We start from the raw sequence: 24,628 nt of genomic DNA, 5'->3' as shown, positions 1-24,628 counted from the left end.
ATCCCCAAAACAAGCTCCTCCAGCTATAGCTCCCATAGTTAACATAATATTTCCCCCAACAATATGATTTAACCATAAGAATATTGGAGCACAAGCAGCAAAAGTACCCCAGCTTGATCCAGTAGCTATTGAAAGAATAGAGGTAACAACAACTCCAACCAAAGCAACTGTTTTTCCTGTAATTCCCAATCTCAAAGCCACATTGATGATAGCAGCTCCAACTCCAGTAGCCATAAATACCTCAGCCATAGCATAAGCCAACATCAGAATAAATAGAGCAACAGTAATCTCCCTCACATTTGCCAATGCTGCATCTACCACCTCTGAAAAGTTTCTTTTTTCTGTTACCATAGCAACTATTGCTGCAGCAACTGTTGCTAGAGGTGTAGCAAGTAAAGCATCAAACCCTGACATCATAAGTGCCGCTAAGATAAAAACCGGCATTAATTTAATAAATTCAACCATTTTAATTTTCCTCCTAAAACTTTTTTGATTTAATAAAAAAAGCACAGTCTTGAAAAGACTGTGCTATAAATTTACAATACAAAAAAACATTGTATAAAAACACAGATAGCTCTCCATTGACTCTTATCAATGACAACAATATGAATATTCTTCATATTGCCAACAGAAAAATTTAGCATTTTTTTCTATTTCGGCAAAATCCCCTTTCTAACTGTTTCATTGCCTGCAAAACTCCACAGTTATAATCTTGTCATTTGCTCCTCTATCATTTTTTATTCGGTTTATTTTACTTCAATTTTTTATTTTTGTAAAATATATATTATATATACTTTTTAAATTTTCCTTATTTTCTATATTCTTTATCTCTTTACTAAAAAATTTATTGTAAAATCTTTTGCTTTCCTATATAATATATTATCAATATGTAAAAGGTGGTGTAAATGAAAAGAGCATTAAATAAAATTGCTTTACTTGACAACTTAGATAAAGAAACAAAAGATAGCTTATCTGCTATCTCAAAAATAAAGGAGTATAAAAAAGGTGATCTTCTATACTCACATAAGGAGAAGATAAATACTATTTATTTTATTTTAGAGGGTGTAGCTGGACTTTATAAAGCTAATGATGATAATTCAAGGAAAGTTATCTTTCTTTTAGGAGAGGGAAATCTTATAAATGAGGTAATCCTTTTTGAAAACGTTACAACTTTAAGCTGTGAGCTATTAGCTCCTACAAAGCTTCTAGAGATACCTAGATTAGAGTTTGTTAAGATTTTAGAGAGCAGTCACTCATTATCTAAGGCTGTTATTGAATCTTTAATCAAAAAAAATAAAAAATTAACTCATCAATTAAAAAATATCTCTAACTCAATCACTGTTGATAGACAGATAGCTTTCAAACTTTGGAAATTGGGAAGAGATTTTGGAAAAGAGACTCCAGAAGGAATTTTAATTGATTTTGATCTTCCAATAACATATTTAGCTGAGATGTTAGGTGCTAAGAGAGAGACTGTTTCAAGACAGGTTAAACTTCTTACTGAATTGGGATTGATAAGTGTTAATAAAAAGAGATTCACTCTTCATAAATACTCTGAATTATTGGATTATTTTCATAAAGATAGTAAATAGATTAAAAAAAACTCCCAAAAGGGAGTTTTTTATTACTATTTATTTACTTTTTCAGATAAAGCTTTTCCTGGTTTGAATTTAACAACTTTTTTAGCCTCAACTTTCATCTCTTCACCAGTTTGAGGGTTTCTACAAGTTCTAGCAGCTCTTTCAGATACTTCAAATTTTCCAAATCCTAAGAATGATACCTCTTCTCCTTTTACTAAAGCCTCTTCTAAAACATTAAGAAATGCCATAGCTTTTTTCTCAGCATCAACTTTAGTTGTAAACTCTCCCTTTTCACAATATAAATCTACAAATTCTTTTTTAGTCATTTGATTATCCTCCTTAATCTTTATAGCAATTACTATAAGTACTCATACTATCTTTTATACCACATCACTGCTAATTTTACAACTATTTTTATTTTTTTTTCTAAAAAAGAGAAATTTGGTTTGTTTCACTCAATGAATCAATAGCCTTTAAACTTTTTAATTTATCAACTATTGTCTGAGAAACCTTTGTTCTTCTCTTTAGATCTTCAAAAGATAAGAATTTACTCTCCTCTCTCTCCTTTATAATATTATCAATAACAGCTCCTCCCAAACCTGCAAGTGCAATTAAAGGAACTCTAATCTTTCCATCTTCAATTGTAAATTTAATACCACCAGATTTATATATATCTATTGGCAAGAACTCCAATCCTCTAGCATACATCTCTACAATAATCTCACAAATAGCCATTTCAGCCTTCTTTTTAACATCCAATTTTGGCTCTTTATTTAAGATCTCTAGATGTGCCTTAGCTGTTTCTGGATTTCCCATAATCTCATAATCAAAATCCTCTGCTTTTCTAGATAGATATGCAGCATAGAAAGCCAACGGATAGTGAACTTTAAAGTATGCTATTCTCATTGCCATCATTACATAAGCCACAGCATGTCCCTTAGGGAACATATATTTTATTCTTCTACAAGATTCTATATACCACTCAGCTACATTATGTTCTTTCATCAAGTCTGAATATGCTTGCCAACCTTCAGGATTTTTTGTAGGTTGTCCCTTTCTTACAAACTCCATTATCTTAAATGATGTTCCTTTCTCTATACCTTGGTCAATAAGATAGTTCATTATGTCATCACGAACTGTTATAACTTGAGAAAGTGTTGCTTGTTTCTGCCTTATAAACTCCTGAGCATTGTTTAACCAAACGTCTGTTCCATGTGATAGCCCTGATATTCTAACTAATTCAGCAAAAGTCTTAGGCATTGTATCTATCAACATCTGACGTACAAATGGAGTTCCGAACTCTGGTACACCAAATGTTCCTACAACTGAATTTATCTGTTCTGGAGTTACACCTAGTGACTCTGTACTTGAGAATATCTTTAGTGTCTCTGGATCTGCAAGTGGAATTGAGTATATATCCACTCCTGTATACTCCTGTAGTAGCTTTATAGTAGTCGGATCGTCATGTCCTAGTATATCTAGTTTTACAAGCTGTTCGTCCATTACGTGATAGTCAAAATGAGTTGTGATTGAGTCATTTTTCTCATCATTAGCTGGTTTTTGTACTGGGCAAAACTCATAGATTGTATGGTCTCTTGGTACTACTACCATTCCTCCTGGGTGCTGTCCTGTTGTCTTTTTAGCTCCCTCACACTTCTTAGCAAGTCTAATTATCTCAGCTCTGTTATTTTTCATATCATGTTCTTCAAAATACTTTTTAACATAACCTTCAGCATTTTTTTCTGCTAGTGTAGAGATTGTTCCTGCTTTAAATACATTCTCTTTTCCAAACATCTGCTCACAATATCTATGTATCTCAGATTGATACTCTCCTGAAAAGTTAAGGTCTATATCTGGAACTTTATCTCCATTAAATCCCATAAATACTTCAAATGGTATTGAGTATCCATCTCTTTTATACATCTGTCCACACTTTGGACATACCTTCTCTGGTAAGTCAATCCCCACTCCCTCTCTCTCTATAAATTCAGAGTGTTTACACTCTGGATTGGTACAGATATAGTGAGGATAAAGGGCATTAACCTCTGTTATTCCCATCATAAAAGCTACAAGTGAAGATCCTACTGATCCTCTTGACCCTACTAGATAACCACTATCTAATGATTTTTTTACCAGCTTTTGTGCAGAGAGATAAAGCACTGAGAATCCATTTCCTATGATGGCATTTAACTCTCTTTCCAACCTTGCTGCAACAATCTCTGGAAGTGGATCGCCATAGATTCTATAAGCTTTTTCATACGTCATCTCTTTTACTATATTCTCAGCATTATCTATCTTAGGAGGATAAAATCCATCTGGAACTGGTTTTATCTTCTCTATTCTATCAGCTATAAGATTAGTATTCTCTATAACTATCTCCTTAGCCACCTCTTCTCCTAAATAACTGAATTCTTGTAACATCTCATCAGTTGTTCTAAAGAAAAATTTATTATCTATCATATATTGATTTTTTCTAAAAACTGTTCCACTACCATATAGTAAAATACTTCTAATCTTGTAATCTTCCTCTTCTAAATAGTGAACATTCGAACTAGCTGTAACCATAATTCCTTTACTCTTTGCCAATTGATAGAAATAGCTGTTCATACTTTCAATAGCTGTAAAAGATGAGATACTTCCCGTTCCATCCTCTTCATATAGTTCAGCATAAGCTCCTTTAGGTAACAGCTCTATATAATCATAAAACTCTATATTTTTTTCTATATTTTCATAATCATATCTCATATAGTAATCAGATAACTCACTATCATTAGAAAAATGTACAGTCAATGAGTTTCCAACTATCAAGCCCTCTCTATATTTTTGAAGATGTGACTTTAAAACTCTTGGTTTTTTATTTCCATAGTTATCTATATGAGCCTCTGAAACAAGCTTATACATATTCTTTAATCCAGCTAAGTTCTCCACTAACACCATTACATTATGTGTATCCTGCTTCTTCAAATTTATTGGAAATGCTCCTGTTATCTCATTTAGATTAGTAACTCCCTTATCCAAATATCTCTCCATAAAGATGATAAACATATTTGCAGTAGCTTGTGAGTCATCTACAGCTCTATGGTGACTCTCTAAAGATAATCCTAAGACCTTATTTAAGTTTTTCAACCCGAAGCTCTTTAAATCTGGATAAAGATCCCTGGCCATCTGAAGTGTATCTATTACTGCAGGAGTATAATCATAGCCTAACAATCTCTTTACATCTCTTCTTATAAATCCCATATCGAAAGCTGCATTGTGAGCTACCATAGTTGCATCTCCAACAAACTCCATAAACTTTGGTAACACCTCTTCTATAGTAGGCATATTGTCTACCATATCCTGAGTTATATTGGTAAGCTCCTGTATCTTTTGTGGTATAGCTTTCTTTGGATTTACTAGCTGTGAAAATCTATCTATAATTCTATTTCCTTGTAATTTCACTGCTCCTATCTCTATTATCTCATGCTCATGTGAGTTAAGTCCCATTGTCTCCAAGTCGAATACAACAAAATATTCCTCCATAATAGGTGAGTCCTTACAACTTCTTACCATCTCTGCCTCATCATCTACCATATACATTTCACAACCAAGTATTGGCTTGATATCCTTTCCTTTAGCTGCTTTATATGCAAATGGAAAAGCATGAACAACAGAGTAATCTGTAATTGCAACTGCTTGGTGTCCATAGGCAATAGCTTGTTTGATTATATCAGATATATCCGCTACCCCTACCATCTCACTCATTTTACTATGAGTGTGTAATTCTACCATTTTTAATTCAGATTTATCTACTCTTGTTTCCTTAACTCTATCCAATTTATTTATAGAGTTTATCATCATTATCTCTTCATTATCTGAAAATCTATCTGTCTGTTTCTTTCCACTTATCTTTACATAGTCACCTATTTTTATCTCAAGAGGTTTATCCTTTTCTAAAAATATCTTTGTAGTTAGAGATGTCTTATTGTCAGTTACTCTAATAGTCATAATTACCCTATCATTTTTTATATCTCTTGACTCCAGTGCAAATATCTCTCCTTCAACTACACAAGTATCATCATCATATAGTTCAAAAAACTCCTCTAATGGTATCGATTTCCCTTTAATCTCCTTTGTCTTATTAGCAGAGAATCCACCTTTTGAGAATCCAGCACTCTTTACAAATACCTCTTGCGATCTATTTTTATTAATATTTTGCTGAGCATTCTTTTGATTTTCCATATCTATTTTAGCTGATAAAGTGATAATCTCATTCTGTTTCTCTTTTTCAATTTTAGAAACCTCTTGAGTAAAATCTCCCAATACAAAATTTACTCTAAAATTATATATTCCAAAGTTCTCTAAAATACTCTCTAACTTCTCATCAATTTGTGAGTTTTTTAATATATCTATAGCACTCTGTTCAGCTAATGTTATATTTATACGTTCATCTTCAATAGTTATTCTATATAGATATAAAAAAGATTTAGAGATAGCATTTCTAGCTTTCAATCTTATGATTGCTCTCTCTACTATCTCTATCAACTGCTCTTTTCTTATATCTTTCTCTAAAAAGCTTACTGTAAAATCAACTTCCAGCTCTTTTCCAAAATTTTTCTTTATATTCTCATAGATGACATCTAATTCATTTAGATCATTAACTGAAGGAACAGAACATTTAAATCTCATTTTTTTATTTCTTTGTGAGAATACAATCTCTGCAACATCTACATTTTTTATTCCCATCTTCCTAAAAATTCCATCTTGTGGTTTTATTCTTATCTCATTTCTATCCATTTGTTCCTCCAAAATAGACTATTTTTCTCCTAATAATCTATCCAATATTATAGCCACAGCAGCTCTAACTGATAGGTGATTATATTTTGTATTTCCTCTAATTGGCTCTAATATATAATCTGACATATCCATTACTTCATCAGTTAAGCCCCAACCTGTTCCAAATAGTAATAAGTATGGTCTATCATCTTCAAATATCTTCTGAGATAACTCTCCATATCCTACTGTATTAGGAAATATTCTTGCTGATGTAGTTATAATTACAGGCTTTTGTCCCTCTTTTGCCTCTATCTCAGCTATTGTATCCTCTATGCTGTTCATCACTCTAGTTATTGAGAAAGCATCCTCTCTATCCTTATTAAATTGTCCTCCTGTACCCTCTTGCCAGTACCCTATAATTCTCTCTGTTAACATTTTTTGAGCATCTACAGGAACTACTAATCTATATCCTGCTAGATCATATGTTCTACAACTTCTAGATATATCATGAATATCAAAATTTGTAACAGATGTACAAACTACACTATTATTTTTATTATAAACAGGATAGTGAACTAATCCTAAATAAACTTTTTCTCTCATTTTTTTCTCCTAAATTTCCTCTAAATTTGACTTGTATTTTTCTATATCTTCAACATAAACCTTATAGGCATATTTTAAATACTCTCTATTCTCCTCTGTGAGAGTTCTAACTACTCTAGCTGGAGAACCAGCTATGAGATCTCCCTCTTTTGCTTGAAGTTTTGGAGTGACAACTGATCCTGCTGCTACTAGACAGTTATTAGGAATTACACTACCATTTAAAATAGTGCTTCCCATTCCTATTACACACTCATCTCCAATAACACATCCATGAATAATACAGTTATGTCCTATAGTTACTCTCTCTCCAATTGTCACTGGATATGGTGTATCTCCATGTACAGTTGAATTATCTTGAATGTTTGAATCTCTTCCTACTGTCACCCTACTCATATCAGCTCTTACCACTGCTCCAAACCATATAGAAACATTCTCTGAAGTAACTACATCACCTATTACAGTGGCATTATGAGCTATATAATTATTTTTTCCCAGTTTAGGGATCTTCTCTCCAAATTTATATATCATTATCTTTCCTTCCCAAGTTCCTTTTTTATCTCAGCTAGGAGCTTTTTCTCTACTTTAGTTAATTCTCTTCCCTCTAGTAAATCTTTTCTTCTGATATATGTTCTCTTCAAACTCTCTTTTAATCTCCAAGTCTCAATATTTTTATGATGCCCTGATAGCAATACAGCTGGAACTTTTAATCCTTCATACTCCGCTGGTCTCGTATACTGTGGATAATCTAGTAGTCCATTGAAGAAAGAATCATTCTCATAGGACTCTTTCTTTATAACTCCAGGAACTAATCTAGCTATACAATCAGCCATCAGCATAGCTGGTAACTCTCCTCCAGTCAAAACAAAATCCCCTATTGAAACTTCTAAATCAACTTTATTCTCCACTACTCTCTCATCTATTCCCTCATAATGTCCTGCTATAATCGTTATCTCCTCTTCCTGTGATAAGGATATAGCTAACTGCTGATTAAATTTAACCCCTTGAGGAGTGGTATATATAACCTTTCCTTTTACTGTTTCTAAAGCTCTAAATAGTGGCTCTATCTTCATAACCATTCCAGCTCCACCACCAAATGGCATATCGTCAGCCTGCTTATGTTTATCATAACAAAAATCTCTAATATCGATTATGTTTATCTCAAGCAATCCTCTCTCTAAAGCTTTACCTATTATACTTTCACTTTTAAATCCTGAAAACATCTCAGGAAAAAGAGTAAGAATATTTATTTTCATACTATTCCTCGTCCATTCCATCATCTTGTTGATATTTTTTACCTTTTTCCTCTTTCATTCCTTCAATTAAATGGATATATATCTCTCTTTTATCAAAGTCTATTCTCTTTACAAACTCATCTATATCTGGAACCATTATCTCTGTCTTCCCTGATTCTATAACAAGAATATCGTGAGCAGCTGTTTCAAAAATATCTACAACTAATCCTAACTCCTCATTGTTATCCACATCTATAGCCTTCATATTCAATAGATCGTTTAAAAGATACTCATCTTCTCCTATTCCTAATAGCTCTCTTCTAACCTTTATAAAACCATTTTTTAACTTTCCAGCCTCTGTTTTATTAGTTATCTCTTCAAACTCTAGAACACACTTATTTCCAACTAAATGTGATGCTGATTTTACTGTAAGGATTCTCTGATTATTAGAGTCGCTCTCTATAACTATTCTATTTCCTAAAAGTATCTCTATATTCTCTATATTTGATACAACTTTTACAGCTCCTTTTAAATGATGAGTTCCTGATATTTTTCCAATTGTTAAAAGTTCCATGCACCCTCCTAATCTAAAAACTCAACGTTTACATTAAGTTTATCTTTTACTCCAGCAGCTTGCATAACTCCTCTTATAGCATTTGCTGTCAATCCATTTTTTCCAATTACTTTTCCCATCTCCCCTTGAGCAACGTTCACTTTAAATACTACAGTATCATCTACCATATCATATGTAATTCTTGTTTCTGAATTATTATCCACTAACTCTTCTATGATGTATCTAATTAATTTTTCTAATTTCTCCATTTTTTCCTCCCTATTTTTTATTTATATAAAGTGATCCCTTCCAGGCTCCCTCTTCAATTATTTTTGCTTCTACTCCATAGTTTTTATCCAAATCTTCAATAATAGTTCTTGCATAATCTTTGAAATCATCAGTTGAGATCACATTTAAAAGTCCTGCATTAGCATCCACTGTTCTCACAACTCCTATTCCCTCATAGGCTTCTATTATCTTATTGATAAAATCTATGTCCTCTTTTCTACTTTGAATTAAAAATTCGTAGCTTGTTAACATAGTTCCTCCAATATTTTAAAATAGAGAGTGATGCCACTCTCTAAATTCTATTTATTTTCAAAAATTGAAATCAAGTTTAAGAAATCATCAATTGATAGATTCTCTGCTCTCTCATTTTCAGCTATTCCAGCTTTTTCTAAAACAACTCTTAACTCATCTTTAGAATATCCTAGACTTGAGAAGTTGTTCAAAAGATTTTTTCTTTTGTTAGCAAAAGCTGCTTTAACATATTTAAAGAAAATTTCCTCTTGAATCTGATTTTCATATCTCTTATCTTTATATAGTTTAATTGACATAAAAGCTGAATCCACTTTAGGAACTGGTGTGAAAAACTCCTTAGGGATAGTGAAAAGATACTCAGCCTCACCATAATATTCAACTGCTAAAGTTAAAACACTTCTCTCTTTTCCTTTTTTAGCACAGATTCTCTCTGCCACTTCCTTTTGAACCATAATATATATCTCATCTATTATCTCTCTATTTTCAATCAACTTATTGATTATAGGTGATGTTATATAATAAGGTATATTGGCAACAACCTTTGTCCCTTCTCCTACACACTCTCTTAAATCAGTCTCTAGTACATCATTCATTACAAGAGTGTACTTAGGATTTCCATCAAATTTTTTTCTTAATATTTTTTCTAAATCTCTATCTATTTCAACAGTTACAACCTTTTTAGCTGTGTCCAAAAGTAGTGCTGTCAATGCTCCTTCACCAGGCCCTATCTCTAAAACAGTATCCTCAGCTTGAACATTTGAAACTTCCATAATCTTTCTCAACACTTCTCTCTGATCAGTTAAAAAGTTCTGTCCAAATTTTTTCTTATGTTTAAAGGACATTTTCCCTCCAATTAATTTTTTACAACTACTCCTATATAAGGTAAATTTCTATAATATTGATCATAGTCTAATCCATATCCTATTACAAATTCGTCAGGGATTTCAAATCCTACATACTCACCTTTCATCTCAACAGTTCTTCTACTAGGCTTATCTAATAGAGTACAAACTTTTAGAGATTTAACTCCTCTATCTTGGAATAATTTTTTTACGTGACTTAAAGTTAATCCAGTATCAATTATATCTTCAACTATTAAGATATCCTTATCTTTTAAATCAATAGTAGTATCTTTTGAAACTTTGATTACACCAGTACTTGTTGTTCCAGAGTAACTAGAAACACTCATAAAATCAATTACAAGAGGTAGGTTTATCTCTTTTATAAGATCACTCATAAAAACTATAGAACCTTTTAATAGTCCAATAACTACTAATTCTTTCCCTTGATAATCCTTTTCAATCTCTTTAGCTAATTCTTTGATTCTTTTTTCAACCTCTTCTCTTGTTAAAAGAGTTTTAATAGTATAATCCACTCCATATCCTCCTTTTAAAATACAACTTTGGGAAGTTATATTTTAATAAAATCAATTACGATATATTTTATCATTTAATCTAGAAATTATCAAGTAGTTATTGATATTTTATGTATCTTATGATATTATCATTATTATAAAGAAATTAAAATTATGGAGGAATTAATGGATAAAAAATTAATCTCTATTTGGGGTGGAATAATTTTAGGATTCATTTTATTGGGGATATTTTTTCTAAATATCTTTCAAATTATCTACTTTAATGAAAAATATTATAAGGTTCCTGACCTAAAAACATACACTTTAGAAAGAGCTCAAGAGATGTTAAAAGGGAGTGAACTTCATATCAGAGAGGTTGGAGAGGAGTTTTCTGATCTCCCAATAGGTGAGATATTTTTGCAAGAGCCTGAAGCTGATGCTATTGTCAAAAAAAATAGAAATATTAAGGTTTGGGTGAGCAAGGGATCTGCTCTTATTGACGTTCCCAATCTAACAGGAATGAACTTTTTAGATGCAAAAGTTATTGCTGAACAAAAAGGACTTATTGTTGATAAAGTTGTATCTATAAAGACTCAAGGTATGTATAATGAGGTGGTGGCAACTGATCCTCCTACTAATACATTGATGACAAAAGGACAAAAAGTATCATTTCTTGTAAATGGCTCAGAACAGGTAGCTGAGATTAGAATGCCTGATATAATCGGTAAGAGTTTTGATTCAGCTTTAGAACTTCTTACCAAAAATGCACTTATAGTTGGAAATGTTGAATTTTCTTCTGTACCTGAAGTTAAGAAAAATGTTATAATAAAGAGTAGTGTAAGTGCTGGAACTAAAATTCCTGCTGGATCATCTATTGATTTAGTTATAAATAATTAAACTACTTTAGGAGGTATTAAAAATTAAAGGAAGAGTGATCAATAAAATACAGGGTTTTTACTATGTTAAGTGTGAAGACAATATTTACGAATGTAAACTAAGAGGTATTTTAAAAAGAAAAGAGAGTAAAGATAACTGTGTCGTTGGAGATATTGTAGAGATTTCTGAAGACAATTCTATTGTAAATATCTATGAAAGAAAGAATTTGGTTGAAAGACCTTTAGTAGCAAATATAGATTATCTTGTGATACAATTTGCTGGAAAGGATCCAGATATTGACTATGAAAGATTAAACATTTTACTTTTGAGAAGTTTTTTCTACAAAATAAAGCCAATAGTTATCATCAATAAGATTGATCTGCTCACTGATGAGGAGTTAGATGAGATAAAAGAGAGATTAAGATTTTTAGAGAAATTAAACATAAGATATTTTTTAATCTCACAGAAAAAAAACATTGGAGTAGATGAGTTAAAACTATTCCTAAAAGATAGAATTACTGCCTTTGGTGGTCCGAGTGGTGTTGGAAAATCAAGTATTATAAATCTCTTGCAAAATGAGAAAAAACTTGAAACAGGTGAAACTAGTAAACGTCTGAGAAGAGGAAAGCATACTACAAAGGATACTAATCTCCTTGAGTTGGAAGATGGTGGTTATATAATTGATACACCTGGTTTCTCTTCAGTAGAACTTCCAGATATAAAAGATGCTCAGGAATTGATAGCTCTTTTCCCAGAGTTTGAAAATAGAGGTGCTTGTAAATTTAACAACTGTCTACATCTGAATGAACCCTCTTGTGGAATAAAAAATGCTGTAGAGAGTGGAGAAATAAGCAAGGAAAGATATGAGTTTTATAAAAAAGTTTATGATAAATTAAAATATGAGAGGTGGAATAGATATGAGTAATATAAAAATAGCTCCTTCTATATTATCTGCTGATTTCAGCAAATTAGGAGAAGAGGTTATAGCAATTGATAAGGCTGGTGCTGATTATGTACACATTGACGTTATGGATGGGATTTTTGTTCCTAACATCACTTTTGGTGCTCCTGTTATAAAAGCTATAAGAAATAAAACTGAATTAGTTTTTGATGTTCATTTAATGATAGATAAACCTGAAAGATATATTGAGGATTTTGTTAAGGCTGGTGCTGATCTAATTACTGTTCATGCTGAGTCAACTACACATCTACACAGAGTTATTCAACAGATTAAATCATTTGGAATTAAAGCTGCTGTTTCTTTAAATCCTGCAACTCCTGTTGATGTTCTTAAATATATAATTGATGAATTAGATATGGTTCTTGTTATGAGTGTTAACCCTGGATTTGGTGGACAAAAATTTATAGAGAGTTCTATACAAAAAATAAAAGATGTTAGAGCTTTGAGCAAAAATATTGATATCCAAGTAGATGGTGGAATTACTGATGCTACAATCGGAAGATGTATAGAAGCTGGTGCCAATATATTTGTAGCTGGTTCTTATGTTTTCTCTGGAGACTATAAAGAAAGAATAGAAAATTTAAAGAGAGGTTAATATATGACTGTGATGACTGAAAATATTAATAAAGTAAATGAGATATTAGAAGACTTTTATAAACTATTTTATAAAACTGAAGATATGGCTCTTAAAAGAGGTATAAAATGCTTAACTCACACTGAGTTACACCTAATTGAAGCAATTGGTGGAGAATCTCTTACTATGAATGAACTTTCTGATAAGATTGGAATAACTATGGGAACTGCTACTGTGGCTGTATCTAAGCTTACAGAGAAGGGATTTATCACTAGAATCCGTTCAAACTCTGATAGAAGAAAGGTATATGTTTCTTTAACTGATAAGGGAAGTAAAGCTTTAACTTATCACAATAACTATCATAAAATGATTATGTCTAGTATAACTGAAAATATAGCTGATAAAGATCTAAGTCATTTTATTGAGATCTTTGAACTAATTCTTGGTGCTTTACAAGAAAAAACTGATTACTTTAAACCACTTACAATCGTTGATTTTGCTGTTGGTGAAAAAGTATCAATAGTAGAGATAAAAGGAACTCCTATTGTTCAGAAATACTTTGCTGGTCACGGAATTGAAAACTTTAGTGTTGTAGAGGTTATGCCTCACTCATCTAAAGAGGTGTTTGTTATAAAATCTCCTACTGGTGAGATTGTTGAATTAGATATTTTAGATGCTAAAAATCTAATTGGTATAAAAGCTGACTAAAGATGGTGATATATAATGTTTTATATTGATGGAGTATCTTTAAATAAGATAAAAGATGAACTAAAAGATAATCTTACTGGAAAAAAAATCAATAAAATTACAAAAAATACAGAGACTTCTCTATCAATATACTTTGGTAAAATGGAGCTTGTATTTTCATGTAATCCAAATTTTCCAATATGTTACATTACAAATTCAAAAGAGGGAGTTCTTGAAAGTAGTGCTGGTTTGGCAGCCAATATGAAGAAACACCTTCTCAATGCTATGCTAACTGATATCGTTCAATTGGGATTTGATAGAATACTTAATTTTAAGTTTTCTAAAATAAATGAACTTGGTGAGATCAAAAACTATAATATATATTTTGAAATTATGGGAAAATACTCAAACTTTATCTTTACAGATGAAAATGATAAGATAATTGATCTTCTTAAAAGATTCTCTCTTGAAGAGAACAGATTGAGAGCACTGTTCCCAGGTATCAGTTATGAACAACCAATTATTGAGAAAAAAATATCTCCTCTTGAACTAGATGAAAAAAGATTTGTAGAGTTTTCAGAAAATGGAACTCTTTTAAAGAGTGTAGAGGGTGTTGGAAAAGTTCTTTTACAAAGTCTCAACAGCTTTCAAGATTTTAAAGATATTTTAAATAGCAACTTAGCTCCAAAAATATTTTTAAACAGTAAAAGAATTGTCCTAGCTACTGTTCTTAATATCACTCCAAAATCTAAATATGATGAGGTTTTAGAGTTTGAATCATTCAGAGAGATCATCAACTATTACATCTCTTCTGAAAATCTTTCAAGTAGTTTTGATTCTTTAAAAAGTCAACTTATGGATAATATCATAAAAAGAGTTAAAAAGGATGAGAAAATACTTAAAGTACTAGCTAAAGAGAAAGAGGATAAAATCGATTATGAAAAATATAAGGAGCAAGGAGATATTCTAGCTTCTTGTATATACTCTGTAAAAAAAGGTATGTCTTCAGTAGATGCCTATGATTTTTATAACGATACTATGATAAAGATACCTCTAGAGCCACAACACACACCTCAAGAGAATCTTGAAAAAATCTATAAAAAATATAATAAATTAAAAAGAGGACTTGAAGCTAACTCTAGAAGAGTAGTTGAGGTTTCTCAAGATTTAGATTATCTAAACAGTATCAAACTTTTTATTGAAACAAGTAATGATATTAGTAATTTAAGGTTGATACATGAGGAACTTATATCTCAAGGATATTTAAAACAAAATAATAAAAAAGGAAAATCTAAAAAACAAAGTAAAGAGATTGGTTATGGAGTAGTTGAAGGGGAAAACTACAAAATTTTATATGGTAGAAACAATATAGAAAATGACAATCTGACTTTTAAAGTCGCTGATAAAAATGACATCTGGTTACATAGTAAAAATATTCCAGGTTCTCATGTCATTATAAAGTGTGAAGAGTTAACTGATGATATACTTTTTAGAGGGGCTGAAATTGCTGCTTTTTATAGTAAGGGCTTCACTGGAGATAAGATAAGTGTTGACTATACTCAAAAAAGATATATCAATAAACCAAAGGGTGGTAAACCTGGTTTTGTTACCTATATCAATGAAAAAAATATCCTTGTTGTAAAACCTGAAAAACTATCAGATTGAAATAATCAAAAATAAAAAACTGCTCTTAACTGAAATGAATAAAATCGTTATAATATAAAAGAGAGGTTGAAAAATGGATATGTTAAATTCAATAAAGTAGGAGGTAGTTTGTGAAAAGTTTATCTAAATTTAAAAAGATAGAGATATATGAATATGAAACTGATGAGAGGACAAGTTTTAAAATTATAAATTTTGATGGAAGTATTTTTTTAGAATTAGATTATAAAGATATTCAAGATATTTCTTTAGATTTGAAATGCGGTACTGTGATATTGAAAGGAAAAATGTTAAGTGTACCAAAAGAATTGGAACTGTCTAAGTGGAAGAATAATAAAAATGAGTTAATAAAGAAACTAGAAATAAAAATAGTTAGAAATGGTTTTGCAAAACATTATATTCTAAATGCTGGTATTCAAAGAGTACAAGAGTTTTATTCTGATTTATCATATATTGCAGTTTTTAAGCATGATTATAATATGTCAAGTCTATATTACACAATGGATTTTTTATCAAGTAATTTAAGATTAGATTATAAGGTACATATTCCAGATATAAGAAATGTTTCAAATGGAACTTTATTAGGTCTTGGATTATCAGGATTGGGGTTAGTGTTATCAACTGGAGGAACAATTACAATTCCAGTAGGAATAAGTATTATTGTAGGTGGAAGTACATTTGGTTCTGTTCTTTATGATTTTATAATGGAATATAATGGTGTCTATGAATTAAAAGGACAAGGAGATATTTTACAAAAAATTGTTGGACAAATTGTAAGTGTTTTTGTGAACAATGAAGAAATGAAAAAAACAATGAGGCAAGAAGGAGAAAACATGTATTCTAGAGTTGTTTTTATATATGGGTTAATTTCTTCTAGAGAAGCAGTTAAAAGGTTATTTAAATTTAAAAATTTTAGTCAACTTTCAAAAAGTTATGAAAATGGATATTTTAAAATTAAGAATATTAAATTAAAATCTTCAACGAATGGAACTGTTATTCAAGGAGCTAAAAGAAATTTTGAATCTAAAGTATTTATTAATGATGTTGCTAATACAATTGGAGCAGGGCAGTCAATATATGATAGAAAAAATTTTATAAAAATAGAGGACTGATTATTATGATTAAGAAGATATTAATTTATTATTTTATTTCTTTTTTATTTACAATATTTGATGTGTTAATTGTTAGAAAAGTAGATTTAGCTTTAAAAAATATGTTGGTATTATCACTGATTCCAGGAATGTTAATTTCGATTTTATTAGTTTATTTTATAAAAAAAATAATTGAGGATATTAAAAATAAAGATTATTTAGTTGTTTTTTTTACAATTATAATTGGAATTATTTTTGCTAAATATTATTTTAAATTATGAGGAGTGCTAATAGAATTTTATAGGAAGAAATATAATAAGAAGAGGTTTTAGTATAAAATGTTTATAGTTACTCTATGTTTGTTTATGTAGTTTATCATGGCTATTTTCTGCTAAAACTTTACTTAATACTAAAAGCTTTAAATAAGTATCAAACCTTGTAACTGCTTAGTTATAAGGTTGTACAAAAAATAAAAAATAGCTAAATAAAGGGAGTTTTCAATATTTTTATTGAAGGCTCCCTTTATGTTCAACTATTGGTAACATAGTTGTACATAAATCAAATATCTTCTTTAGCACTACATATTTTTAACCATACATAAAAAAAGACCCTCTTCAAAATTTTTGAAGAAAGCCTTAAATTTCTACATCAAACCTTAGTAATTACTCTATTTTTTATTATACATATCAGTTTCAACTTTAATAAATATATCTGCTATTACACCATAAGCTTCTCCCCAAGCTGTTAAGATCTCATCTGTTGCTGCATCTCCTAACACCTCTTTAATTGCACCTAACAAATACTTTCCAACTATTGGATAATGCTCTGGTTTAACATTTAAATTTACGTGTGTCTTTCCTATTTTCTCAACAGCAGGCATTAAAACTCCTAAGTTCTCAATGTTTTGAGCAGCTGCTAAAACTGTCATAGCCAGTGCTTTAGGCTGTGATCCATCCTTTTGCTTATCTTGATCAAACATAGCTTTTATCTCTGGATTCTCTCCCAACATATTTTTATAGAAAACTTGAGTTATCTCTACACCTCTTTCCTTCAATACAGGTACTGTTGATTTTATTATATCTATTGTTTTTTGTGATAACATATTAATCCTCCTCTAAATAGTTTACTAATATAGTATACTATATTTTTCAGAAAAAGTCTGTAACATATGTTACCAAATTTCAATTTTTTTTATTTTTCTACCCAGTTTACTAAAACTTCTCTAGTTTCATCTACTATCTCATCATAGCTTTTATCCTTTGGAGATATAGGAGGGAAGAATTTTATCTCAACCTTAGCTGGTTTAGGGAATTTTGAGTTGCTTGGGAAGGCTTCATAAGCTCCTTTTATTCCAAAAGGTAATATATCCACATTCAACTCTTTAGCTAAAATAGCAAAAGATTTCTTAAACTCCAACATCTTTCCATCTCTTGATCTAGCTCCCTCTGGGAAGATAACTATATTTTTTCCATCTTTTAACACTTTTGCCATAGTTTGTAATACTTCACCTAGATTTTTATTTATATCTACTAATATTACATTGGAATGGTTTGCTAAAAATTTCATATGCCCTTTATTAAAGTGCTTTATCTTAGCTAGTGAGTATGAGTTCATCAAGTTTTTAAATGGTGTAGCATAGCCAAATACAAAAGCATCTAAAAAGCTTTGGTGATTTCCAGCAAAAATAACTGGTCTGTCATTCGGGATATTCTCAACACCATATTTTTTTACTCTTACATAGATAGTTAAAGGTAGCCACAATATAGTCTTTATTATATGAATAGCTATACTCGAAGCTGGAAGATTTATCTTTCCTGCTTTATTCAAATACTCTTTCCAGTTTAACTCTTCAAAGTTTCCTGTTCCTCTATTCTCCTTTATATAGAGAGCTAATTTTTCTACAGTTGCATTATTTACTATTATACTCTCTTCACTCTTTATTCCATAGTTAGTCTCTAAATATGTAAGTAACTCTACCATATCAAGTGAATCCAAACCTAAATCTAACTCTAAATGAGCCATTGGAGTTATCTTTTTATTTTTTATCTTTTCAAGATAGGTTTTCAACTCTTTATACTCTACATAATTAGGTTCTTCAATAGTTATATTCTCCTCCTCTTTTTTATTTATTATGGAGTTTAACATAAATCTTCTAATTTTTCCTAATTTAGTTTTTGGTAGTTCCTCTTGAACCACTCTTATATCCAGTATCTTTCTATAGTTTGGAGCTTTTCCATTATATTTGTCTATTACTCCCCACTTCAATGTCTCTTTTATATTACTAATCTTTTCATCTACTATTTTTTGGAAATTTGGGTAAACAATAGCTGTTAATACTGAGTCAACCTCAGCTATAGCTATCTCCTGTATTAAGTTTGTATTAGCCATTACCCATTGTTCAATCTCAACAGGATTGATATTTTTTCCATTGGATAGAACGATCATCTCTTTTTTACGTCCTGTTACATATAGATATCCATCTTTCATCTCTCCTAGATCTCCAGTATGTATCCAACCATCTTTATCTATTGTCTCTGCAGTTGCTTCAGGTCTTTTATAGTAACCTGCCATTACATTTCTACCCTTAGCTAGTATCTCCCCATCATCTGAAATTTTTACCTCTACACCTGGTAGTATCTTTCCAGCTGATCCTGGAACTATCTCATTTATTGGAGTAAAAGCAATCATTGGGGCAGTCTCAGTCATTCCATATCCTTCACATATTTGAATACCAAGTGTTAAAAAATCTTTTGATATTTGTGGATCTAGTTTTGAACCTCCAGATACAAAAAATCTTATACTTCCACCGAATCCTTCGTGAACCTTCTTAAATATTCTCTTTCTTATTGAGATACTATCTATCTTTTCTGCTAATTTAAAGATGCTCTTAGTTAGTTTAGAAGAGTTGATCTTCTCCATAATTTTTTTATGTAACATCTCCCAAAGTCTTGGAACTCCTATCATCATTGTTACCTTATGCTCTTGCATTGCTGTCAACATAGCTTGTGAAGACAGTTCTTTTAAAAATATGATAGTAGCCCCTTCTGATAGAGGTACAACTCCAGCCCCTAGCAATGGAAATATATGGTGCATAGGTAAAAGAGCCAATACTATATCCTCTTGTAAAAACATCTTATACTTATCAATTCCCTCTATATTTACCAAAATATTATCAAATTTTAACATTACTCCCTTAGGATTTCCTGTTGTTCCTGAAGTGTATAGCATCAGAGCTATATCCTCTCTCTCAGGAGCTTTTAGAACATACTCATCTATCTCTATGCTATTACACTCAATCTCATCTACAACCACTATCTCTATCTCTTTGCCACTTAAAGCTATAGCTGACTTAGTAGCTTCTAGATTATTTTTTGAAGTATAGATATACTTAGCATCTGAGTCATTTAGATAGTATACTAACTCCTCGCCACTAAAACTAGCATCTAAACATACACAAGTTCCTCTTCTATCCCAAATTCCTAAAAAACTATATAGTAACTCAGGTCTATTTTCCATAAAGATAATTACCTTATCTTGTACTCCTATATCCACCTTTTTTGAAAAAATCTTACTCTTTTCAATTACCTCTCTATAACTAATTTTATTTCCGTCATAAATAATAGCTGTCTTATTATAATCTTTTACAAAATTCACTAAATCCCCCTTGAGATACTAAATCTCTGTTACTTCAATATTCAATAACATAACTTTGCTAAAAACACTAAATAATCTACTTATCTTAATTCCACAAATCTTGTCTAAATTTAGATACTCAGGGATAAACACTTTTATCCCCTCAATATCTTCTATACTGTATCTAATATTTTTTATATTTAAAACTGAACTATCTTTTATAAATTCACCCTGAATTATATCTCTACAACCAGCTCAGCCAAAAGATTGTATCTCTCTTTTCAAGATAATCCCTTCATAGCTATTTATTTCAATATAATTTCTTACTTTATCATCAATTTTAATTTGCATACTAGCTCTCTTTTAACCAGTCATTTATATCTTTTCTAGCATCATTTACTATCTCATCAACAGTTAGTTCCTCTGGCTCTATCTCATCAAAGAATTTAATATCTATTGGTGACGATTTTGGCATCTTACTTCCATATGGCATAGACTCGTAAGCTCCTCTTATTCCAAAAGGAATAACAGGAATATTTAGCTCTTTTGACAAAATTGCAAATGTCTTCTTAAACTCTTGTAACTCTCCATCTCTAGTTCTAGCTCCCTCTGGGAAGATAACTAAATTTTTACCCTCTCTCAATACTTTAGCTGATATTTGTAGAGTCTCCTTCAGATTTTTATTTATATCTATTATTATAATATTTCCCTTATCAGCTAAATATCTTCTCATAGGTGTATCAAAGTGTGTTGCCACAGCTATAAAATATGTATCTTTCAATTTTTTATTTGGCATAGCTTGGTTAAATATTAAAGCATCTAAGAAACTTTGGTGATTTCCTACATAGATACTTGGTGCTTCTCCAATCTTCTCTGTATCCAATTTACGTAGACGGAAATATAGAGCAAATATTGGTTTTAATATTAACTTTGTAAATCTTGTCATAAAACTTGAACTAGGTAGCTCTAGATCTATATCTTGATTTAGAATGCTCTTCCAATCTATATTTTCCTCGTGGAACTCTCCGCCTTGCTCCTTTATAAATTTAGCTATATCTAAAATATTTTTTAGGTTACTAAACTCCTCTTCATTTATCTTTACACCAAAACTTGATTCTATAAATGAAAGAATCTCAACTATATCTAAAGAATCCAAACCTAAATCTAATTCTAGGTGAAACTGTGGTTCTACCTCAACATTGAAGCTCTCTTCAATATATTTTTTTAGCTTTCCATACTGTAAACTTATATCTTCTGGAATAGTAGCACTCTCTTTCTTTATCTCCTTGTTCTCTTTTACATTTTCATCAGCCTTATTAAGAAAATCTTTTAACATAAATCTTCTAATTTTTCCAAGCTTAGTCTTAGGCAACTCCTCTTTTACTACCTTAACTTCCAAGATTTTTCTATATTTTGGGGCAGTTACATTGTATTTATCAATGATCTCCCATTTTAAAGTCTCTTTGATATTAGCTATCTTTCTCTGCTTTATCAGATCAAAATCTGGGTATACAACAGCCATTAAATGGTTGTTATACTCCATTATAGCTATCTCTTTTACCAAATCTGTTTCCTTTAATATAGAAGATTCTATATCTCCTGGGTTTATATTTTTTCCATTAGATAAAACTATCATCTCTTTCTTTCTTCCAATTATGAATAGAGAATCCTTTTCAAATTTTCCTAAATCTCCTGTGTGGAACCACCCATCACTATCAATAGCCTCAGATGTTGCTTTTGGATTCTTATAGTAACCCTTCATTACATTGGCTCCCTTTACTAATATCTCCTCATCTTCTGCTATTTTAACCTCAATATCTGGAATCAATTGTCCAACAGAGCCGATAACATTGTTATTTGGACGATTAAAAGCTATTATAGGAGATGTTTCAGTAAGTCCATATCCCTCTATTATTGGTAAGCCTAATGCTTTGAAATTAGCTGAAATATCTGCATCAAGCTTTGCTCCACCTGATACTAATACTCTCATTGAGCCACCTAGCTCATCTGAAACCTTTTTAAATACCTTTTTACTCAAAGCTAAACTGTCCACTTTTTTACATAAATTAAATAATTTATTGATTACATAGCTCTTATTTATTTTTCCCATTATCGCCTTATGCAACATCTCCCATACTCTTGGAACACCTATTATTACACTTATCTTGTGTTTCTTCAAAGCTGTTTTTAACGCTTCGGAAGATAACTCCTCCAATATTACCAAGAATGTCCCAAAATACATAGGCATAAGCATTGTCAAGTTCAATGGTAGTATGTGGTGATATGGAAGTATTGCTAGTACTCTATCCTTATCATTTACCAATTCTATCTCTCTTACAGCCTTAATATTTGATTCAATATTATTAAAAGTTAACATTACCCCTTTAGGATTTCCTGTTGTCCCTGAAGTGTATAGCAATAGTGCTATTTTCTCCATATCTGCTATATCCACCTCATAACTATTTGGTTCAAAATCCTCTGGAACAACTATATCATCAACTGTAATTATCTCTATCTCTCTCTTAGAAAGTTCAACTCCCTCTTTAACTCTCTCATATATTTTTTTAGATGTAAATATATAACTAGGTTCAGAGTCTGAAAATGCATAGGCAAACTGTTCACCAGTATATCCTGAATCTAGAACTACTGCTGTATTATCCCTATCCCACACTGCAAAAATAGAACAGATCATCTCTGGTCTATTCTCCATTGTAACTACAACTCTTCCCTCTGTAACATTCAACATTGTTGAGTAATACTTTATTCTACGAATAATATCTCTGTAACTATACTCCTTCTCTCCAAATATTACAGCGGTCTTATTCCTATCATATATAAACTTCATTTTTCCTCCTGATTATAGACTGTCGATTAGCTCCTCTAGCTCTTTTTTATCCTGTGTACTCAAGTCTATTCCCGATTTTAATTTTTTTAGTATCTCGCTATCCTGTGCTGACATACTTTTTTCTAAAACTTTTATTAACATTCTTTCATAAAAACTCATCTCTTTTTCTCCTTAATCACCTTAATACATAGCCAGCTCCTCGAACTGTATGAAAAAGTTTCTCTTCAAAATTTTTATCAATTTTATTTCTTAGGTGAGTTATATATACATCTACTATATTTGTATCTGATATAAAATCTATCCCCCAAATCTTCTCCTTTATCATAGTACGAGTCAAAACTATATTCCTATTTCTCATAAAATACTCTAGTAATATGTACTCTCTGGTTGTCAACTCAATTGTTTTATTCCCTCTTTTAACCTCTCTAGTTAAACAATTTAGAGATAAGTCTTTTACAACTAAAATATTATCTTGAGAATCTCCTGTTCTGTCAGAACTTCTTCTCACAACTGCTCTTATTCTTGCAAGTAGCTCAACAAAAAGAAATGGTTTGACTATATAATCATCAGCTCCGCTATTTAATACTCCTATCTTAGTCTCTATATCTGTATCACTAGATACAAATATCATTCCAATTCTTTTATCTATACCTCTTATATACTTACAAAACTCAATTCCTGAGATATCTGAAATAATAGTATCAGCTATAATAAAATCATAACTTGCTATTGAAAAAAAGTGTTGTGCCTCCTCATAATTACAAGTATAATCTGCACTATACCCTGATTCCTTCAAACCTTTTGCTATATACTCTCCCTGTCTCTCATCTCGTTGAATAATTAGGATATTCATATTTTCTCCCTGTTTTCTTCATAAAAAATAATATTACACTTATAATTATACCATATTCTAAAAAAAATAGTAGTTAATTTTAGTTTAACATATCTTTTATACTATTAAATATTACACTTCTAACATCTTTATTCTCTAATGATAACTCTTTAACTAGGTTTTTAACTCTCAATCTCTTTGAGTTTTCACTAGTTTCATATGGGCAATCAGATTGCACAACTGGTAATTCCTGTTTTTTTACATATCTTATTATATCTTTTTCCTCAACATATGCTAATGGTCTAATAACTCTTACCCCATACTCCTCTGAAATATAACTAGGTTTCATCATCTTCATGTTACCTTGATAGAATACATTCATCAAAAAAGTTTCAATTATATCATCTTTATGGTGTCCTAAAGCAAGTTTATTAATATTTTGCTCCTTCATTATTCTATATAATATTCCTCTTCTAATTCTTCCACATAAAAAGCAAGGATTTTTTACCTCCTTTTCTCCAAATAGTAGATCACTTAGATTAGTAGGCTCTACCTGTAATTTAAGCCCAAGCTCATTACAGTACTTTTCAATTTTTTCATAAGATGATTTATCAGTATTTGGATGTATGTGTATTGGAATTATCTCAAAATCTATCTGAGCTATCTTCTTTATTCTCACTAGAGCATTTAAAGTGGTCAAGCTATCCTTTCCTCCTGAGATTCCAACTGCTATTCTATCTCCCTCTTCAACCATATTATAGGTATGCATAGCTCTACCTATTGGACTCCAGATAGTTTTTCCAAACCCCTTTCCCTCAATATTTTTTAAGATCGAGTTCTTCTTTTCCAT

At 30.8% G+C, this 24,628-nt stretch carries 25 protein-coding genes and 1 riboswitch; of the genes, 8 read left to right on the top strand and 17 right to left on the bottom strand.

Features of this window, described 5'->3' with window-relative positions:
* A partial coding sequence (locus QZ286_RS09045) for a Na+/H+ antiporter NhaC family protein (RefSeq protein ID WP_291256638.1) occupies positions 1-465 on the bottom strand: 465 nt, incomplete at its 3' end.
* A 98-nt stretch (positions 466-563) separates the two neighbouring features.
* Positions 564-738: riboswitch (Lysine riboswitch) on the bottom strand.
* Between the two features lie 167 nt (positions 739-905).
* Here QZ286_RS09045 and QZ286_RS09040 point away from each other — a divergent pair.
* Complete coding sequence (locus tag QZ286_RS09040; RefSeq protein WP_291256637.1) at positions 906-1,592, top strand: Crp/Fnr family transcriptional regulator; 687 nt, start codon at positions 906-908, stop codon at positions 1,590-1,592.
* A 35-nt stretch (positions 1,593-1,627) separates the two neighbouring features.
* Here QZ286_RS09040 and QZ286_RS09035 read toward each other — a convergent pair whose 3' ends face one another.
* The 10 genes from QZ286_RS09035 to hpt all read right to left on the bottom strand — a co-directional run bounded on the left by QZ286_RS09035 (position 1,628) and on the right by hpt (position 10,638).
* Positions 1,628-1,906 carry an HU family DNA-binding protein gene (locus tag QZ286_RS09035; RefSeq protein ID WP_291256636.1) on the bottom strand — a complete coding sequence of 93 codons (279 nt, stop codon included), beginning with the start codon at positions 1,904-1,906 and terminating at the stop codon, positions 1,628-1,630.
* A 100-nt stretch (positions 1,907-2,006) separates the two neighbouring features.
* Positions 2,007-6,356 (bottom strand): PolC-type DNA polymerase III, encoded by a 4,350-nt coding sequence (locus tag QZ286_RS09030; protein WP_291256635.1) that lies wholly within the window; start codon positions 6,354-6,356, stop codon positions 2,007-2,009.
* An 18-nt stretch (positions 6,357-6,374) separates the two neighbouring features.
* Entirely contained in the window at positions 6,375-6,938 is a 564-nt protein-coding gene (locus tag QZ286_RS09025; RefSeq protein WP_291256634.1) for an RNA methyltransferase, read from the bottom strand.
* Between the two features lie 9 nt (positions 6,939-6,947).
* The gene (locus QZ286_RS09020) at positions 6,948-7,466 is read right to left on the bottom strand and encodes a gamma carbonic anhydrase family protein (protein WP_291256633.1); all 519 of its coding nucleotides are present in this window, start codon (positions 7,464-7,466) and stop codon (positions 6,948-6,950) included.
* The gene (gene trmD, locus QZ286_RS09015; protein WP_291256632.1) at positions 7,466-8,191 is read right to left on the bottom strand and encodes a tRNA (guanosine(37)-N1)-methyltransferase TrmD; all 726 of its coding nucleotides are present in this window, start codon (positions 8,189-8,191) and stop codon (positions 7,466-7,468) included. Before trmD ends, QZ286_RS09020 begins: the two co-directional genes overlap by 1 nt.
* A gap of 1 nt (position 8,192) precedes the next feature.
* The gene (gene rimM / locus QZ286_RS09010; RefSeq protein ID WP_291256631.1) at positions 8,193-8,744 is read right to left on the bottom strand and encodes a ribosome maturation factor RimM; all 552 of its coding nucleotides are present in this window, start codon (positions 8,742-8,744) and stop codon (positions 8,193-8,195) included.
* A gap of 8 nt (positions 8,745-8,752) precedes the next feature.
* Positions 8,753-8,992, bottom strand: coding sequence for a KH domain-containing protein (locus QZ286_RS09005; protein WP_291256630.1), 240 nt, complete (start codon positions 8,990-8,992; stop codon positions 8,753-8,755).
* 10 nt (positions 8,993-9,002) lie between these two features.
* Positions 9,003-9,263 carry a DUF4911 domain-containing protein gene (locus QZ286_RS09000; protein ID WP_291256629.1) on the bottom strand — a complete coding sequence of 87 codons (261 nt, stop codon included), beginning with the start codon at positions 9,261-9,263 and terminating at the stop codon, positions 9,003-9,005.
* A 47-nt stretch (positions 9,264-9,310) separates the two neighbouring features.
* The gene (rsmA, locus tag QZ286_RS08995; RefSeq protein WP_291256628.1) at positions 9,311-10,105 is read right to left on the bottom strand and encodes a 16S rRNA (adenine(1518)-N(6)/adenine(1519)-N(6))-dimethyltransferase RsmA; all 795 of its coding nucleotides are present in this window, start codon (positions 10,103-10,105) and stop codon (positions 9,311-9,313) included.
* Positions 10,106-10,116: 11 nt separating this feature from the next.
* The gene (gene hpt, locus QZ286_RS08990; protein WP_291256627.1) at positions 10,117-10,638 is read right to left on the bottom strand and encodes a hypoxanthine phosphoribosyltransferase; all 522 of its coding nucleotides are present in this window, start codon (positions 10,636-10,638) and stop codon (positions 10,117-10,119) included.
* A gap of 165 nt (positions 10,639-10,803) precedes the next feature.
* Here hpt and QZ286_RS08985 point away from each other — a divergent pair, with 165 nt between their 5' ends.
* The 7 genes from QZ286_RS08985 (at position 10,804) to QZ286_RS08955 (ending at position 16,749) form a co-directional block, all read left to right on the top strand.
* Positions 10,804-11,514, top strand: coding sequence for a PASTA domain-containing protein (locus QZ286_RS08985; protein ID WP_291256626.1), 711 nt, complete (start codon positions 10,804-10,806; stop codon positions 11,512-11,514).
* Between the two features lie 37 nt (positions 11,515-11,551).
* Entirely contained in the window at positions 11,552-12,418 is an 867-nt protein-coding gene (gene rsgA / locus QZ286_RS08980; protein WP_291256641.1) for a ribosome small subunit-dependent GTPase A, read from the top strand.
* Positions 12,411-13,049 (top strand): ribulose-phosphate 3-epimerase, encoded by a 639-nt coding sequence (gene rpe, locus QZ286_RS08975; protein ID WP_291256625.1) that lies wholly within the window; start codon positions 12,411-12,413, stop codon positions 13,047-13,049. The genes rsgA and rpe overlap by 8 nt, the downstream gene beginning before the upstream one ends.
* A 12-nt stretch (positions 13,050-13,061) precedes the next feature.
* Entirely contained in the window at positions 13,062-13,736 is a 675-nt protein-coding gene (locus QZ286_RS08970; protein WP_291256640.1) for a MarR family transcriptional regulator, read from the top strand.
* Positions 13,737-13,751: 15 nt separating this feature from the next.
* Positions 13,752-15,380 (top strand): NFACT family protein, encoded by a 1,629-nt coding sequence (locus QZ286_RS08965; RefSeq protein ID WP_291256624.1) that lies wholly within the window; start codon positions 13,752-13,754, stop codon positions 15,378-15,380.
* A gap of 110 nt (positions 15,381-15,490) precedes the next feature.
* On the top strand, positions 15,491-16,489 hold the full coding sequence (locus QZ286_RS08960; RefSeq protein ID WP_291256623.1) for a hypothetical protein: 999 nt from the start codon (positions 15,491-15,493) through the stop codon (positions 16,487-16,489).
* A 5-nt stretch (positions 16,490-16,494) separates the two neighbouring features.
* A complete protein-coding gene (locus QZ286_RS08955) occupies positions 16,495-16,749 on the top strand; it encodes a hypothetical protein (protein WP_291256622.1) in 255 nt (84 codons plus the stop codon).
* Between the two features lie 386 nt (positions 16,750-17,135).
* On the opposite strand, the gene QZ286_RS08950 is transcribed toward QZ286_RS08955, so the two are convergent.
* The 6 genes from QZ286_RS08950 to QZ286_RS08925 all read right to left on the bottom strand — a co-directional run bounded on the left by QZ286_RS08950 (position 17,136) and on the right by QZ286_RS08925 (position 24,628).
* Positions 17,136-17,570, bottom strand: a complete 435-nt coding sequence (locus tag QZ286_RS08950) for a globin domain-containing protein (protein WP_291256621.1) — start codon at positions 17,568-17,570, stop codon at positions 17,136-17,138.
* An 89-nt stretch (positions 17,571-17,659) separates the two neighbouring features.
* Positions 17,660-20,122, bottom strand: coding sequence for an AMP-binding protein (locus tag QZ286_RS08945; protein ID WP_291256620.1), 2,463 nt, complete (start codon positions 20,120-20,122; stop codon positions 17,660-17,662).
* A 331-nt stretch (positions 20,123-20,453) separates the two neighbouring features.
* The gene (locus tag QZ286_RS08940) at positions 20,454-22,946 is read right to left on the bottom strand and encodes an AMP-binding protein (RefSeq protein ID WP_291256619.1); all 2,493 of its coding nucleotides are present in this window, start codon (positions 22,944-22,946) and stop codon (positions 20,454-20,456) included.
* 12 nt (positions 22,947-22,958) lie between these two features.
* Entirely contained in the window at positions 22,959-23,105 is a 147-nt protein-coding gene (locus tag QZ286_RS08935; RefSeq protein WP_291256618.1) for a hypothetical protein, read from the bottom strand.
* Positions 23,106-23,121: 16 nt separating this feature from the next.
* Positions 23,122-23,799 carry a response regulator transcription factor gene (locus tag QZ286_RS08930; RefSeq protein WP_291256617.1) on the bottom strand — a complete coding sequence of 226 codons (678 nt, stop codon included), beginning with the start codon at positions 23,797-23,799 and terminating at the stop codon, positions 23,122-23,124.
* A 79-nt stretch (positions 23,800-23,878) separates the two neighbouring features.
* A complete protein-coding gene (locus QZ286_RS08925; RefSeq protein WP_291256616.1) occupies positions 23,879-24,628 on the bottom strand; it encodes an ATP-binding protein in 750 nt (249 codons plus the stop codon).

Source organism: Fusobacterium sp., assembly GCF_019012925.1.
Classification (GTDB): Bacteria; Fusobacteriota; Fusobacteriia; order Fusobacteriales; family Fusobacteriaceae; genus Fusobacterium_A.
The sequence above is the reverse complement of the archived record's forward strand: the minus strand, read 5'-3'. Positions and strand labels throughout refer to the sequence as shown.

Bases quoted from the DNA above. Each gene is read 5' to 3' on its own strand.
- QZ286_RS09025 (WP_291256634.1), bottom strand. From the start codon at position 6,938: ATGAGAGAAAAAGTTTATTTAGGATTAGTTCACTATCCTGTTTATAAT.
- QZ286_RS08950 (WP_291256621.1), bottom strand. From the start codon at position 17,570: ATGTTATCACAAAAAACAATAGATATAATAAAATCAACAGTACCTGTA.
- QZ286_RS08935 (WP_291256618.1), bottom strand. From the start codon at position 23,105: ATGAGTTTTTATGAAAGAATGTTAATAAAAGTTTTAGAAAAAAGTATG.
- QZ286_RS09040 (WP_291256637.1), top strand. From the start codon at position 906: ATGAAAAGAGCATTAAATAAAATTGCTTTACTTGACAACTTAGATAAA.
- QZ286_RS09000 (WP_291256629.1), bottom strand. From the start codon at position 9,263: ATGTTAACAAGCTACGAATTTTTAATTCAAAGTAGAAAAGAGGACATA.
- QZ286_RS08965 (WP_291256624.1), top strand. From the start codon at position 13,752: ATGTTTTATATTGATGGAGTATCTTTAAATAAGATAAAAGATGAACTA.
- rpe (WP_291256625.1), top strand. From the start codon at position 12,411: ATGAGTAATATAAAAATAGCTCCTTCTATATTATCTGCTGATTTCAGC.
- QZ286_RS09020 (WP_291256633.1), bottom strand. From the start codon at position 7,466: ATGATATATAAATTTGGAGAGAAGATCCCTAAACTGGGAAAAAATAAT.
- QZ286_RS09005 (WP_291256630.1), bottom strand. From the start codon at position 8,992: ATGGAGAAATTAGAAAAATTAATTAGATACATCATAGAAGAGTTAGTG.
- QZ286_RS08985 (WP_291256626.1), top strand. From the start codon at position 10,804: ATGGATAAAAAATTAATCTCTATTTGGGGTGGAATAATTTTAGGATTC.
- QZ286_RS09035 (WP_291256636.1), bottom strand. From the start codon at position 1,906: ATGACTAAAAAAGAATTTGTAGATTTATATTGTGAAAAGGGAGAGTTT.
- QZ286_RS09030 (WP_291256635.1), bottom strand. From the start codon at position 6,356: ATGGATAGAAATGAGATAAGAATAAAACCACAAGATGGAATTTTTAGG.
- QZ286_RS08930 (WP_291256617.1), bottom strand. From the start codon at position 23,799: ATGAATATCCTAATTATTCAACGAGATGAGAGACAGGGAGAGTATATA.
- QZ286_RS08970 (WP_291256640.1), top strand. From the start codon at position 13,062: ATGACTGAAAATATTAATAAAGTAAATGAGATATTAGAAGACTTTTAT.
- QZ286_RS08940 (WP_291256619.1), bottom strand. From the start codon at position 22,946: ATGAAGTTTATATATGATAGGAATAAGACCGCTGTAATATTTGGAGAG.
- rimM (WP_291256631.1), bottom strand. From the start codon at position 8,744: ATGGAACTTTTAACAATTGGAAAAATATCAGGAACTCATCATTTAAAA.
- trmD (WP_291256632.1), bottom strand. From the start codon at position 8,191: ATGAAAATAAATATTCTTACTCTTTTTCCTGAGATGTTTTCAGGATTT.
- QZ286_RS08955 (WP_291256622.1), top strand. From the start codon at position 16,495: ATGATTAAGAAGATATTAATTTATTATTTTATTTCTTTTTTATTTACA.
- QZ286_RS08925 (WP_291256616.1), bottom strand. From the start codon at position 24,628: ATGGAAAAGAAGAACTCGATCTTAAAAAATATTGAGGGAAAGGGGTTT.
- rsmA (WP_291256628.1), bottom strand. From the start codon at position 10,105: ATGTCCTTTAAACATAAGAAAAAATTTGGACAGAACTTTTTAACTGAT.